This window comes from Asticcacaulis aquaticus, assembly GCF_028550415.1.
In the GTDB taxonomy this organism is placed as follows: Bacteria; Pseudomonadota; Alphaproteobacteria; order Caulobacterales; family Caulobacteraceae; genus Asticcacaulis; species Asticcacaulis aquaticus.
Genome location: NZ_JAQQKX010000007.1, coordinates 22,191 through 36,367 on the forward strand (window position 1 = coordinate 22,191; position 14,177 = coordinate 36,367).

At 61.9% G+C, this 14,177-nt stretch carries 10 protein-coding genes; 5 read left to right on the forward strand and 5 right to left on the reverse strand.

What is annotated here, in order from left to right; genetic code table 11:
• Window positions 1–345: 345 nt before the first annotated feature.
• Genes PQU92_RS09835 through PQU92_RS09845 form a run of 3 tightly spaced genes read right to left on the reverse strand, consistent with a single transcriptional unit; the run spans window position 346 to window position 4,768 of the window.
• Window positions 346–2,793 carry an ABC transporter permease gene (locus tag PQU92_RS09835; protein WP_272748047.1) on the reverse strand — a complete coding sequence of 816 codons (2,448 nt, stop codon included), beginning with the start codon at window positions 2,791–2,793 and terminating at the stop codon, window positions 346–348.
• Window positions 2,793–3,473 carry an ABC transporter ATP-binding protein gene (locus PQU92_RS09840; protein ID WP_272748048.1) on the reverse strand — a complete coding sequence of 227 codons (681 nt, stop codon included), beginning with the start codon at window positions 3,471–3,473 and terminating at the stop codon, window positions 2,793–2,795. Before PQU92_RS09840 ends, PQU92_RS09835 begins: the two co-directional genes overlap by 1 nt.
• Window positions 3,470–4,768, reverse strand: coding sequence for an efflux RND transporter periplasmic adaptor subunit (locus PQU92_RS09845; protein ID WP_272748049.1), 1,299 nt, complete (start codon window positions 4,766–4,768; stop codon window positions 3,470–3,472). Before PQU92_RS09845 ends, PQU92_RS09840 begins: the two co-directional genes overlap by 4 nt.
• Window positions 4,769–4,885: 117 nt before the next feature.
• Between PQU92_RS09845 and PQU92_RS09850 the strand changes: the two genes are divergently transcribed.
• Together PQU92_RS09850 and PQU92_RS09855 are read left to right on the forward strand one after the other, a co-directional pair.
• Window positions 4,886–5,434 carry a response regulator gene (locus tag PQU92_RS09850; protein ID WP_023461766.1) on the forward strand — a complete coding sequence of 183 codons (549 nt, stop codon included), beginning with the start codon at window positions 4,886–4,888 and terminating at the stop codon, window positions 5,432–5,434.
• Window positions 5,424–6,638, forward strand: coding sequence for a sensor histidine kinase (locus tag PQU92_RS09855; protein WP_272748050.1), 1,215 nt, complete (start codon window positions 5,424–5,426; stop codon window positions 6,636–6,638). Before PQU92_RS09850 ends, PQU92_RS09855 begins: the two co-directional genes overlap by 11 nt.
• Here PQU92_RS09855 and PQU92_RS09860 read toward each other — a convergent pair.
• Window positions 6,635–7,546, reverse strand: a complete 912-nt coding sequence (locus tag PQU92_RS09860; RefSeq protein ID WP_272748051.1) for an SMP-30/gluconolactonase/LRE family protein — start codon at window positions 7,544–7,546, stop codon at window positions 6,635–6,637. The genes PQU92_RS09855 and PQU92_RS09860 overlap by 4 nt on opposite strands.
• Window positions 7,547–7,598: 52 nt before the next feature.
• Window positions 7,599–9,083 (reverse strand): SEL1-like repeat protein, encoded by a 1,485-nt coding sequence (locus PQU92_RS09865; protein WP_272748052.1) that lies wholly within the window; start codon window positions 9,081–9,083, stop codon window positions 7,599–7,601.
• Between the two features lie 198 nt (window positions 9,084–9,281).
• Between PQU92_RS09865 and PQU92_RS09870 the strand changes: the two genes are divergently transcribed.
• The 3 genes from PQU92_RS09870 to PQU92_RS09880 are packed head-to-tail and all read left to right on the forward strand — an operon-like array spanning window position 9,282 to window position 14,170.
• Entirely contained in the window at window positions 9,282–11,648 is a 2,367-nt protein-coding gene (locus tag PQU92_RS09870) for a glycoside hydrolase family 2 TIM barrel-domain containing protein (protein ID WP_272748053.1), read from the forward strand.
• 50 nt (window positions 11,649–11,698) lie between these two features.
• A complete protein-coding gene (locus PQU92_RS09875; RefSeq protein ID WP_272748054.1) occupies window positions 11,699–13,363 on the forward strand; it encodes a GH39 family glycosyl hydrolase in 1,665 nt (554 codons plus the stop codon).
• Window positions 13,364–13,390: 27 nt separating this feature from the next.
• Window positions 13,391–14,170, forward strand: a complete 780-nt coding sequence (locus tag PQU92_RS09880; RefSeq protein ID WP_272748055.1) for an alpha/beta hydrolase — start codon at window positions 13,391–13,393, stop codon at window positions 14,168–14,170.
• Window positions 14,171–14,177 lie beyond the last annotated feature (7 nt).

Genomic DNA, 14,177 nt, shown 5'->3' on the forward strand with positions numbered 1-14,177 from the left:
AATAACATACAAGTCTAGGTGTGAAAATATTTTCAAACTATTAGAAAAGAGGCTTTTCATCAAATCAACATGACCACAGAGGCTTTTCTTTCTTGAGGCGAAAACATCGTAGAAAATGTGATCGCAAACCGTTACTGCGCAATGCTTTGGACCGGTTCGGACAGCAAGTATAGACGACCTGTTCATCACCCTGAAACAGACATCCGAAGGACAGGCCCCATATGCCGCCGGATTTGCTCACCCCCGCACAGGATATCCTTATCTGGCGCAACGTGATTCGTTCTGGAAATGACAATGCCCTCCCCATGGAATGGAGAGGGCATTGATAACGCTGAAACAGACACTCTATTCGTGTCGCAGGGCCTTGCCCGGCTCGACCGAGGCGCTGACCAGAGCCAGCCCACCGACCGTACCCAGCGCGATCAGCAAAGCCCCCGCCACCGCGCCGACGAAAAACCAGGGACTGATGGCGATGGCGTCGTCGAACTGCGATAACCAGTGACGCAGCGCCAGCCAGGCCAGCGGTATGGCCAAAAGGCTGGCCACGACCACCGGGCGCAGAAACTGCCCGATCAGCAGGCCGACCACCTTGCCGCGCGACGCCCCCAGCACCTTGCGCAGGCCGATTTCCCGCACCCGGCGCGACGTATTGAACGCCGCCATACCGTAAAGGCCGATGCAGCCGATCAGGGCTGCGATCCCCGCCCCGATGCTGAACAGGTTCGAGCGGTCGCGTTCCGGCTTATAGTATTTGTCGAGGTTGGCCGTGGCCGATACCCCCTCGAACGGCACGTCCGGGGCGATCCGACGCCAGACCTGTTGTAATTGCGCGCGCATCTGCGGTTCCGACACGCCCTCATAGCGCACGAAAGCGACCGGATTATTGTTCGGTTTTGCATCGAAGAGGTACAGCTTGGCCTGGATGGCATCCGTCGGGTGGTAGAAGCGCATGTCTTCGACCACGCCGACGATGCGCACCTGACGGTTGGCGAAGCGCGCGATCTGACCGATGGCGGCCTGAGGCGAGGCATAGTCCATGCGTTTGACCGTCAGGCGGCTGATGATGACATTGGTCACACGCCCTTCTTCACGGCTTTCGGCGTCCGTGCGCCACATCTGGTCGCCGCCATACCGCGCGTTGAACAGACGTCCGGCCACGAGCTTCGTTCCCAGCAACTGGAAATAGTCGGGCCCCACCACCGACCAGTTGACGGTCGGCGAGCCCGTGGCGCTGTCCGTCTGCCCGGGACGGACGATATTGCTGTTGCTGGTGCTCGACTGATCTCCCGGAATCGCGTTGCCGATGCTGGCCCGTTTGACATTCGGCAGGGCGCGGACCGCCGCCACATAGGCCTCACGCTGCGCTTCGCTGATCGCCGTGTAGCGCGTCGAATTGACAATCAGCAGGCCTTCGCGTGTGAACCCCAAATCGGCTTTTTGCATATGGTCGATTTGACGCATGAAACCCAGCATGAGCACGAAGGCAACGACGACGGTGGCGAACTGCATGATCACCAGCACCTCGCGCAGCCGTACCCCGGCACGACCACCGGCGGGGGTGCGGCTCGACGCCAGCACCTGCGCCGGCTTGAACGCCGACAGGGCGAAGGCCGGGTAGAGGGCGGCCACGAGCCCTGCCGCCATGACGACGGCCAGAACGCCCGCAACCCACGCGCCTTCGCTGACATAGTCGAGCTTAAGGTTCAGTCCGCCCACCGCATTGATGACCGGCAGGCTCAGTTCCACCAGCGAAAGGCCGATCAGAAAAGCCAGCAACAAGGTCAGGGCCGCTTCACCGAGAAACTGTAGTCGCAGGGCCCCCGGTTGCGCCCCCAGGGTCTTGCGCACCGCCACTTCGCGCGCCCGCAGTCCCGCACGGGCCGTCGCCAGATTGACGTAGTTGATCAGGGCCAACACCAGCGCCACGACACCGACCAGCCCCAGCGAGACGATGGCCGCCTTCTGTTTGGGGTCGATCAGGTGCGCATCGGCCAGCGGGACCAGATGCAGGGCCATGATCTTGCTGCCCTTGATGTCGTCGCCGAAGCGGTCGCCGACCTGCCGGTCGATGAACGCGGGGAACTGCTTCTGCAGGGCGGCGGCCTGCGCCGGATCGGCGAATTTGAAATAGGTGACGAGCTGGATCGAGCCCCACTTGTGCCAGTTGGCCTCCTCGCTCATCCGTTGCTTCGTCAGAAGGCGCATGAAGTCCAGCTTCATGTCGGTATTTTTAGGCAGGTCGCGCATCACCGCGCTGACCACGTAATTTTTACGCCCCTCCTCGTCGCTGAGGGTAATGGCGCGCCCGAGAACGTCGACGGTGCCGAAATATTTGCGCGCCTTTTCTTCCGAAATGACCACGCTGTCGGGTGACGCCAGCGCGGTCTTCGCATCGCCATGGCGTAGCGGAATGTTGAAGAAGCTGAGGAAATTGCCGTCGACCAGTTCGATCTGTTCGCCGTAAACCTCGGCGCCCTTGTGCACCGTGACGGCGTTACCCCAGTCACGCGTCCCTTCCAGATGCGGATAGGCGATCTTCATCTCATCGAGCAGCCCGCCCATCGAACCGATGAAGACATCGTTCGGCATACCGGGAAAGAAATACTGACCGCCGATGGCATAGGTGTCCTGGCGCGCGCTGCTCCACGATTCGTAACCAGTCTCGAAGCGATAGAGCAGGCTGAGCGCGATAAACACGGCGATGCCAAAGCTCAGGCCCAGCAGGTTCAGAAGCGCATAGAGCGGATGGCGCGTGAAAGAGCGGTAAAAGGCCGTAAAGGTCGAGCGCCCCATCACAGCACCTGCGCAACGGAAGCGACCAATTGGCCATCAAGGATGTCGATGCGGCGCGTGGCCTGATCGGCGTGGCTGGGCGAGTGCGTGACCATGATGATCGTCGCGCCCGCCGCATTCAGGCCCCGCAGGATGTCCATCACCTGCGCGCCGTTTTCGGTGTCCAGATTGCCGGTCGGCTCGTCGGCGAGGATCAGGTCTGGCTCGCCGACAATGGCGCGAGCAATCGCCGCGCGTTGCTGCTGACCGCCCGAAAGCTGATGCGGGAAGTGGCGCGCGCGGTGGGCGATGCCGACGCGGTCCATGGCCGATTCAATCGCCTGACGGCGCGAACCCTTGCGGCCTTCGCGATAGAGCAGACCGAGTTCGATATTCTCATAGATGGTCAGGTCGTCGACCAGATTGAAGCTCTGAAAGATGAAGCCCAGATGCTTCGCGCGGTGTTTGGCCAGCCCGGTTTCCGGTAGTTGCGCCAGATCGGTGCCGTCGAACAGATACTGCCCCGAAGTCGGTCGGTCGATGGTCCCCAGCGTGTTGAGCAGGGTCGACTTCCCGCAGCCCGAAGGCCCCATGATGGCGACGAATTCGCCACGCCGGATGGTCAGGCTGATGTCGTGCAAGGCCGTCGTTTCGATCTCATCGGAGCGATAGAGGCGGGAGACGTGTTTCAGTTCGATCATTGGTTTTGACCTTTGAGTATCAAATGTTCGGCTTTTTGAAGATTTTGCGTGCCGCCGACGACAATGCGTTCGCCTGCTTTCAGCCCGCTGAGGATTTCGACCTGTTCCGGATTGCGGCGGCCCACGGTCACGGCGCGACGCATGGCGGTGTCGCCCTTCGTATTCAGTACGAAGACCGACGCCCCGCCGGTATCGTTGAGCCACGCGCCCGCAGGCGCTAGGGTCGCCACCTGCGTCTTACCCAGCGACAGGCGGATATCGACAGCCTCCCCGCGTTTCAGATCGGAGGGTGGCGGACCGGTAAACTCCAGTTCGACCACAACGCGGCCATTGGTTACCTGCGGGAAGACCTTCGACAGGCGCACGGCAACCGGCTGATCGTGGATGCGGGCCTGCGCGGTCAGGCCGTTCGACAGACGCGACAGATAGAATTCATCGACCTCGGCGCGCAGCTTATAGGCCCCCTCCGAATCGACCTGCCCGATGGGGTCGCCTTCTTTCACCGCCTGACCGGGCTTGAGGGTGAAGGCCGTCAGCCGCCCTTGCGCCGGGGCGCTCAGGGTCAGGGCGCTTAAGCCCCGGCGGACCTCCTCGCGATTACGGCGCAGGTCGCCGCCGTTGTTGATCACCTGCTGGCGCTGGCTGGCGTAAAACTGCGCGTCGGGCGCCTGAGCGGAGCGGATCGAGGCCAGACGCCGGCGCTGATAAGCCACCTCGTCGGCATAGGGTTTGACGGCCGCGTCGTTGATGACGTTGCGGTCGCGCAGGGTCTCGCGCTTCTGCAATTCCTGCTCGGCCTTATTCAGCGCATAGGTCGTGTCGGCCAGCGCCTGTTCGCGGTTTTCCTGCGCCGTTTTCAGCGCCATAAGCTGATTATTGTTGTCGCTCAAACGCGCCGAAATGTCGGCTTCGCGGGCCGAAACCTCCAGCGTAAGGGACGGGTTGGCGAGGTAGGCCAAAGCTTGTCCCTGCACCACCGGATCGCCGTCGCTGATGGCAATCGACTCGACCCGACCGCTCGTTTCAGCAGTAATATAGGTCGTCTCCAGCGGGATGGCTTCGGCGCGCAGCGGCACGTAATCCTGATAGGGGGCGCGAACCACCTCACCTATATCCAGCGACGACGCCTCGACGTTCACCGTGCCAGATGCCGGGGTCAGGGTCATGATCGCAACGGCAATGACGGCCACGACGCCGAGCGCCGCGCCGATCTGGAACGGGCGGCGTTTGTACCATCTGGGCGCGACGCGACGATCCATTTGAGGTTTAGGAGAATTGAGGGCAGTATCAGTCATGTTAAAAGGCTAACACGCGCCTTTCAATTCATATAAATAATTCAATTTATTTGACTTTTGACGAATTTGCACCCAAAATCACACCATTGCCGCAGCCCAGAGTGTCCGATTTCGAACATGTCCTTGACCGCCCTTTTCCTCGATGATGATGCCGATATTCTCGCCTCGGCGGAGCTAGTTCTGGCGCGGCAGGGCTTTACCTTCCTCAAGGCCCAGACGCCCGACGAAGCGCGTGCCGTCCTCGATGCGCAACCCGTGGATATATTGCTGCTCGATCTCAACTATCGTCGCGGCGACACCTCGGGCGAGGCCGGTCTGGCTTTCCTTCAGGAACGTCTGGCGAAGACGCCCGACCTCGCCGTGGTCATCGTCACCGGCCATTCGGGTATGAGCATCGCCATTCAGGCCATGCGCATGGGGGCGCAGGATTTCGTCGTCAAGCCATGGAACAATGACCGCTTCCTCGCCTCGATTCGTGCCGCTATCGACACGCCGCGCCGGGTGCCGACCAATACGCCGCCCAAGGATCTTAATCTCGAACGCTCGGAACGCGACCTGATCAAGGCGGCGCTGGAGCGGCACCAGTTCAACATTTCATCGGCAGCCAAAGATCTTGGTCTGACACGGGCGGCGCTCTATCGGCGCATGGAAAAGCATGGACTATAGACGCCTCCTCCTCGCGCTCGGCGCCCAGATCGGGGTGTTCGTTTTTGGCGCCCTAAGCTGGTTGGCCCTGACGCACGGCCTGTTGGCCAGCGCCTTGCTGTGCGGCCTCGGCGCACTGGGGCTGGCGGTGCTGGGCCTCAGCCTGACCGCGTTAAACGTGACGCGCGAGCGTCTGCTCAACAGGCTTGCCCCCGGCTCGACCTTTCCGTCAGAGCTGAACCGCCGCCGGTTGCAATTGCTGCTCGATGAGACGCCCTCACCGCTGCTGCTGCAAACCGAAGACGGGCAACTGATCGCCGTCAACCGCGCCGCGCGCAGCCTGTTCGACGTCGCCTATGCCCTGCCCGTCGCCAGCCGCAAGGTGCTGCTGGGTGGAGATGGGGCGCTCACGGGTTTGGGGGGGCAAGTACGCTGGAAAGGCGCGACCTACGCGGTCCATCGTGCCGAGATGGTCGAACCGCAGCAGACCTCGCACCTCGCCGTCCTGACCGATATTTCCGCCGATGTGCGCGCCGCCGAAGCCACGGCGCTGCGCGACCTGTTGCGGGTGCTGAACCACGAACTGATGAACGCCCTGACGCCGGTCGCCTCGATGAGCCGGAGCGCGCTCGAACTGCTCGGCGACGATACGCCGGAGTCACGCGCGGCGGCGGCCAAGGCTTTGGAACGCGTGGTGGCGCGAACCGAGGGCCTGCACGATTTCATCAACGCCTACCGCGCCTTGACGCGCCTGCCGCCGCCGGTCATGCAGCCCGTGGTGCTCGACGAATGGCTCGATGTCCTGCGCGAAAGCTTCACCGCGCAATGGGCTGATAAGGGCGTCGTTTTCGACTGCGACAGCGTGACGGCCACCGTGCTAATGGATGAAGACCAGATGTGGCTGTGCGCCGGGAACTTGCTCAACAACGGGGCACAGGCGGCTTTGGAAGCCCCGAACCCGCGCGTGCGCCTGAGCGTGCGCGAGGTCGAGGGCACGGTTTGTCTCCGTATAGAGGATTCCGGCAAGGGCATCCCGACCGGCGACGCCGATCAGGTTTTCCTGCCCTTCTACACCACCAAAGCCACCGGCACCGGCGTGGGCCTGAGCCTCGCCAAACAGATCGTGCAGGGCCACGGCGGCGCACTGACCCTGAAAGCCGCCGTCCCCGGCGACCCGGACAGATTGCCGGGTGCCTGTTTCGAGTTCGGCTTAAAACAGGTTTAAACCCCGCGCGTATTCACATAGAGCGCAAACAGCGACTGTCCCGCCGTCATGAACAGGCGGTTTTTCGCCTTGCCCCCGAAACACAGATTGGCGCAGCGATTGGGCAGGTGGATATGGCCGATGGCCGTGCCGTCCGGCGCGAACACCCGCACCCCGTTCAGGCCCGGACCACCACCCCAGCCACACCACAGATTGCCGTCTTCGTCGCAGCGAAAACCGTCCGGCTGACCGCGTTCGCAATCGACAAAGGTGCGACCGTTGGTAAGCGTATCGCCTTCGACATCGAACACCCATATCAGCTTTTTGGTGCCCGACTGCGCAATATAGCACCGCGTCTCGTCCGGCGAGAAACAGATGCCGTTGGGTCGGTCGACATCGCCGGTCGCCACCGTCAATTCACCATCCGCCAAGCGATAGACACTCGTCGGCAGTTCTGCCTGAGCGCGGTAACCTTCATAATCGCTCAGAATCCCGAACGGCGGATCGGTGAACCACACCGAACCATCGCTTTTAACCGTCACATCGTTGGGCGAATTCAGCCGTTTGCCGTCGTAGTGGCTGGCGAGCGTCGTGATCGTCCCGTCATATTCCGTCCGCGTCACCGAGCGCGTCCCGTGCTGGCAGGTGATCAGTCGCCCCTGCCGGTCGCGCGTATGCCCATTGGCGAAGTCCGACGGCTGACGAAAGACCGATACCGCGCCGCTCGTTTCGTCCCAGCGCAACACCCGGTTATTGGGAATATCGCTCCACAGCAAATAGCGCCCGTCGCCGAACCACACCGGCCCCTCGGCCCAGCGTGTCCCCTCGTACAGCTTTTCGACCGCCGCCAGCGACAGACGGTAACGCTCGAACCGCGGATCGAGGATTTCGATCGACGGATCCGGGTAAATCTCCGAGGGCTGCCACATGTTTCGCTCCGATTCCGCCCCCTGCATATCCGGCAAGACCCGGCACACGCAACTAGGTTTTCGGCGCTATAATTTTAGCCAGTTCAGCCTTTTCGACCTCGGTCATCTGGGCCTCGATCTGCTTCCCGGCGACGGCGGCATTTGGATGTCCGGCGCGCCGGGCCACATCGAACCATAACCACGCCTTCACGGCATCCTTCGCGCCGCCCTCGCCTTTCGCATACATGACCGCCAGATTGAAAGCGGCTTCCGAATGACCGGTCTGGGCCGCCGTTTCGAACCATTTGCGCGCGACGACCTGATCCTTGGGCAGGAGCGCGTCGCCCTGATAGAACCAGCTGCCGATAGCGTTCTGAGCGTCGGCATCGCCACCAAGCGCCGCGTCCTTATAGTAGATCAGCGCCGTCTTCGCATCGGCCTTCACCCCATCGCCCGTATCGTAAAACACCGCCATCTGATACTGAGCACCTGCGTTGCCGCCGCGCGCCGCCAGAGCATAGAGTTCGCGCGCCTTGGCGGGGTCCGCCCGGACCTCACCTTCGCCGTCGTAAAGGATCTCGGCCCAGGCATATTGCGCCGGGGCATAGCCCAGCAGCGCCGCCGTTTCATAGTTTTTGACGGCCTTTTTCAGGTTTCTGGGCGCGCCGATCCCCTTATAGTAGAAATCGCCCGCCAGCTTGGTCGCCGGCACATAACCGATGGCGCTGGCCTGTTCCACATATCTGAGGCCGTTTTTAAAATCGCGCGGCACGCCGTCACCGGCCAGATAGATCTGCGCCAGCATCATGGCCGCCTCAGCGCGCGGGCTCATCGCCGTCGGGTTTTTCGGATCGAACGGCTCCTGCTGATGGATGGCCTTTTCCGCCACCTTGCGATACCAGCCGATGGCCTTGGCCATGTCGCGGGGGACGCCCTGCCCCTTGCGATACATGTCGCCCAGCATCAGACCGGCGATATCGTAACCAACCTTGCCATAGGCGGTTTCGAAACGCGCCCGGGCCTCCGGATATTGCTTCTGTTCATAGAAGGCGAAGGCTTCGCTGAGCGATTTATCGCGGCGGGCGATCTGATAGCGCGCCTGTTCACATGGCGTCAGCGGTGCGTCTTCATCACTGGGCGGTATGACGCCGCCACCGAAGGTCATGCCCTCTTCGGCCGAACCGCTATCCTGCGTGGTCTGCCCGTCCGTCGTCGCCCCTATCGTCTTCTCATCGAAGCGGCTCTTGCCGGTAAAATCATAAACATAGGCTTTTTCGAATGCCGTCATGGGACGCGGCTTATCGGGCGCCCAATCCTGAAACTCCCAGGCCGGATTGTCGTACCAGCCACATCCGTCCGAGGACGTGAAGAAGCTTTTCAGAGGTCGGTTGGCGTCGAAAATCGGAGCGGCCCGTTCCTTTTTGAGGAGGACAGTGACCTCGGTTACATCCTTGTCGTCATCCGTCGATTTGGCGGGTGCGTCTTTAGTCTGTGCCAGAACCGGCAAAGCCATAAAGCACGACAGCGCGCATACCGTCCCAAGCATTTTCCTGAACATGATGATCCCCTCCGGCGGTCGTCTTTTGCAACCCATCATAGTCATAACCCTGAGCCTGGAATTAATAAACCGAAAAACCCATTTCGTTTCAATTTCGAAAAATTATCCTACAAATGCCTCTTGTCCTCGACAGCTTTCGGCTTAAGCTGCGTTAAAAGACCAAAGCCGTGGCAAACGGCGGGCCGACAGGGAGTCAATATGCTGAAACGATACACCGTGGCCGTCGCCGCGCTGATGATGGCCGCTACCCACGCCATGGCCGCCGAAACCGTCGATTTCGATGCGAACTGGACCTTCGCCAAAGGCGATATCGAAGGCGCGGAAACCGTCAAAGGCGCGAATGCCGACTGGCAGAAAGTCAACCTGCCGCACGACTGGGCCATTGCCGGGCCGTTCGATAAAAACGCGGCGGCGACTGGCTCCGGCGGCTGGCTGCCGACGGGCGTCGCCTGGTATCGCAAGACCTTCACCCTGACGCCGGATCAAAAAGGCAAGCGCGTCTTCGTCGAGTTCGACGGCGTGATGGAGCGTTCGGGTGTATGGATCAACGGCATGCACGTCGGCCACCGCCCCAACGGCTATGCCAGTTTCCGTTACGAGATCACCGATCACCTGAAAGACGGCGACAACGTCATCGCCGTGCGCGCTGATACCTCCGCGCAACCCGCTTCGCGCTGGTATGCGGGCGGCGGCGTCTATCGCCATGTGCGTCTGATCACCTCGGGCGACGTCCATGTCGACACCTGGGGCTCCTACGTCACCACGCCGGCCATCGAGGCCAACCGCGCCACGGTGAAGATCGAAAGCGCCATCCTCAACCAGTCGAAACCCGACCGCACGGCGCATCTGGACATCACCCTCAAAGGCCCCGACGGCAAGGTCGCGGGGACGTTCAGGGGCGCGACGATGACCCTGCCTGCGGGGCGTTCGGTGAAGCTGAATGCCGAGGGAACCCTCGATAATCCGAAGCGCTGGGACATCGGTCAGGGCAATCTCTACACCGCCGAAATCAAGGTGGTTGCCGATAATGGGGAGGTGCTGGACACCGATCATCAGACCTTCGGCGTGCGTCAGATCGAGTTTCGCGCCGATAGCGGCTTCTGGATTAACGGCAAAAACGTCAAGCTGAAAGGCACCGCCATCCACGCCGACGGCGGCGCGTTCGGCATGGCCGTGCCGCTGAGCTTCTACGAACGCCGGCTCAAAGGCCTGCAAGCGCTCGGCGTCAACGCCATCCGCACCGCACACCATCCGTTCTCGCCGGAGTTCCTCGACCTCTGCGACCGCCTCGGCATCGTGGTGATGAACGAGGCCTTCGACATGTGGACCGTGGCCAAGAGCCCCAAGGACTACCATCTGTTTTTCACCGACTGGTCGTCGCTGGACGCGCGCGATTTCGCCAAGCGCGACCGCAACCACGCCTCGGTGGTCATCTGGTCGATCGGCAACGAGATCCACGACACGCCCTACCCCATCGTCGCCAAGTCGATCCTGACGCGCCTGCAAAACATCTTCCACGAAGAAGACCCGTCGCGTCCGGTGACCATGGCCCTGTTCCGTCCGAACACCAGCGGCGACTATCAGAACGGTCTGGCCGACCTGCTCGACGTGGTAGGGCAGAACTACCGCGAAAACGAACTGACTCAGGCCTCGAAAGACAAGCCAACGCGTAAGATCATCGGCACCGAAAACGGCAAGAACCGCTCGAACTGGCTGGCTGTCCGTGACTATAAGCCCTATGCCGGGATGTTCCTGTGGACGGGTGCCGATTACCTTGGTGAAGCCGACCGCGCGGGCTGGCCGTTCATCTCCAACCCGTCGGGGCTGGTCGACCGCACCGACGTGGTCAAACCCATAGGCTGGGAGCGCGCCTCTTGGTGGGCAGACAGGCCGGTGGTGAAGATCGGCCGCCGCGTCACCGAGGTCATCGATACGTCCGAGTTGCCGACCATGGTCGGTATCGCCATGCCGCAGCCCAAGGGCCCCGGCGTGCTCAATGACTGGACGCCCGATAAGGCCGACGCCCACAGTGAAAAGGTCGAGATCGTCGCCAATACGCCGACGGTCGAGCTGTTCCTCAACGGCAAATCGCTGGGCAAGAAACCGAAGAATGCCGACGACAGCGCCATCAAATACGACGTGCCGTTTACGGCCGGCACGATCAGCGTTGTCGGTTACGATGCCGCCGGTAAGGTCGTGGCGAAGGACGAACTGAAAACCGCCGGGGCACCGGTCGCGGTAAAGCTGGTCAGCGAGCAGACGGCGATTGCGCCGACCTTCGACGATATCGGTTATGTCCGCGTCGAGGTCGTCGATAAAAATGGCGTCCGCGTGCCGAACGCCGCGCAAAAGCTGACCGTCTCGGTCGAGGGCGCAGGGTCGCTGGCCGCTTTCGACAACGGCTCGCCAACGGATTCGACGGTGTTTTCATCGACGACGCGCAATGCGTGGAATGGTCGGGCGCTCGTCATGGTCCGCGCCACGCAAACCACCGGCAAGATCAAGGTCACCGTCTCCGGCGAGGGGATCAAACCTGCGTCGGTGACACTGGATGCGAAGAAGTAAAAGCGTATTTCCCCTCTCCCTAAAGGGAGAGGGAGTTAAAGGAAGCATAGATGCGCAAACTTCTCACCTTAACTGGGGCCCTCGTCGCCCTCGCCCTGCCTGCCGCCGCGCAGGAGTCCTTCCCCGTCACCATCACGGTCGATGCGGCGAAAACCACCGGGCCGCTCAAACCTGTCTGGCGCTTTTTCGGCGCCGACGAGCCCAACTACGCCACCATGAAGGACGGGCAGAAACTGCTTGGCCATCTGGGCGAACTGAAGCCGAAACAGGTCTATTTCCGCGCCCACAACCTGCTCAATACGGGCGACGGCACCGCCGCCTTCAAGTGGGGTTCGACCAACGCCTACACCGAGGACAAGGACGGCAAGCCCGTCTATAACTGGATGATCACCGACATGATCATCGACTCCTATCTGGATCGTGGTGTCAGGCCTTATCTCCAGATCGGTTTCATGCCCGAAGCCCTGTCCTCAGCCCCGAAAGACATGCCCTATCGGCATTCGTGGCGACCCGGCTTCAGGTACGAACTGATCGAGGGCGGCTGGAACTACCCGCCGAACGATTACAAAAAGTGGGAAGAGCTGGTCTATCAGTGGACCAAACACAACATCGAAAAATACGGCAGAGACGAAGTCCTGACCTGGTACTTCGAAGTGTGGAACGAGCCCAACGGCCCCTCCTACTGGAAGGGGACGCCTGAAGAATTCTACAAGACGCACGACTACGCCATCGCCGGTGTGAAACGCGCCCTGCCCGAAGCCAGGGTCGGCGGCCCCGACGTCGCAGGCTCCGGCGGCACCTTTATGGACGGCTTCCTGAAACACGTGGTGTCAGGCACCAACTACGCGACGGGTCAGACCGGCACGCCGACCGACTTCCTAGCCTTCCACGCCAAGGGCAGCCCGAAGTTTGTGGATGGTCACGTCCAGATGGGCATGTGGAACCACCTCAAGGTCGTCGATAACGGCTTCAAGAAGATCGCCGCGGTGCCGGAGCTGAAAAATGCCCCCATCGTCATCGGCGAGAGCGACCCGGAGGGCTGCGCCGCCTGTCCGGGCAAGGCCAACGGCTACCGCAACGGCACCATGTATTCGTCCTACACTGCGGCCTCGTTTGCGCGCATCTGGGAGTTGTCGGAGCGCCACAAGGTCAATCTGGAGGGCGTCCTGACCTGGGCCTTTACCTTCGAGGACCAGCCGTGGTTCGCCGGTTACCGGCAACTGGCCACCAATGGCATCGACCTGCCGGTGCTCAACGTCTTCCGCATGTACGCCAAGCTGGGGCCCGACGCGATTGCGGCCTCAAGCACGGGTCAGGTGCCGCTGGACGAGATGATCGAAAAGGTCACCGGCAAGAACGACGTCGGCGTCATGGCCACCAGAGATGGCACGAAAATCGCCGTCCTTGTCTGGCACTATAACGACAACGATCTGAGCGGCCCCGAGGCGAAGATCAACATCAAGCTGAACGGTCTGGGCAAGGCCAAAACGCGCACCGTGACGCAGTATCTCGTCGATCCGCAGACGGCCAATGCCTATACGACATGGCAGAAAATGGGATCGCCGCAATCGCCGGATCAGGATCAGTACAAGGTGCTTGAGGCCGCCTCTGTCATGCAACCGGTTGCCTTGCCCGCCCTGTCGGTTACAAAGGGCGCGGCGACGCTCGACCTGACGCTTGTGAGGCAGGGTGTCACCCTGCTGATCATCGAGTAAGGCGGCCGTGACCGCCGGGGGAATGTCATGAAACGTCTGATCTGCGCCACCTTGCTGGCCCTGTCGCTGACCGGCTGCGCGCCGGTGGTGCGCCAGCATATCTATTATCCGGAGCCGATGCCGTCCGCACTCGACTGGCGCGGGACGGAACCGCAGGCCGTCAGCGTCACCACCGCCGACGGCCTGACGATCAAGGGCTGGTACTACCCCGCCCGCGATAAGGCCAAGCCGCTGGTCGTCTTCTTTCACGGTAATGGCGGCAATGGTTATTATGCCGCGCGCATGACCGCGCCCCTGACGCAAAACGGCAGCGGGCTTCTGGTCGCCGACTATCGTGGCTATGGCGGCAATCCGGGCAAGCCCAGCGAGACGGGTCTGCGTCAGGACGCGAAGGCCTTCATCGATCTGGGGCGCACCCTGCAACCCGGCGCACCGCTCTATCTGTTCGGCCACTCGCTCGGCGGCGCGGTGGCGCTCGATGCGGCGACGCGTGAGGATATCGCGGGCGTCATTACGCTCGGCACCTTCAGTTCGCTGTCCGACATGGCCCCGGCCTATGCGCGCGCGATTCTGCCCGACCGCTTCGACAACCGGCGCAATGTCACGCAGATCAAGGCCCCTCTGCTGCTGATCCACGGCACGGCCGACCAGACCGTGCCGTTCAGCCAGGGCGAGGCCCTGCGCGACGCCGCCACGAAGGCCGGAACGCAGGTCCGATTCCTGAAACTTGACGGCGCGGGCCATCAGGTGGATTTCGTCAAACTCGCCCCGCTGGTCTGGGACACGCTCCAGCCAAAACCCAACTGAGGACACT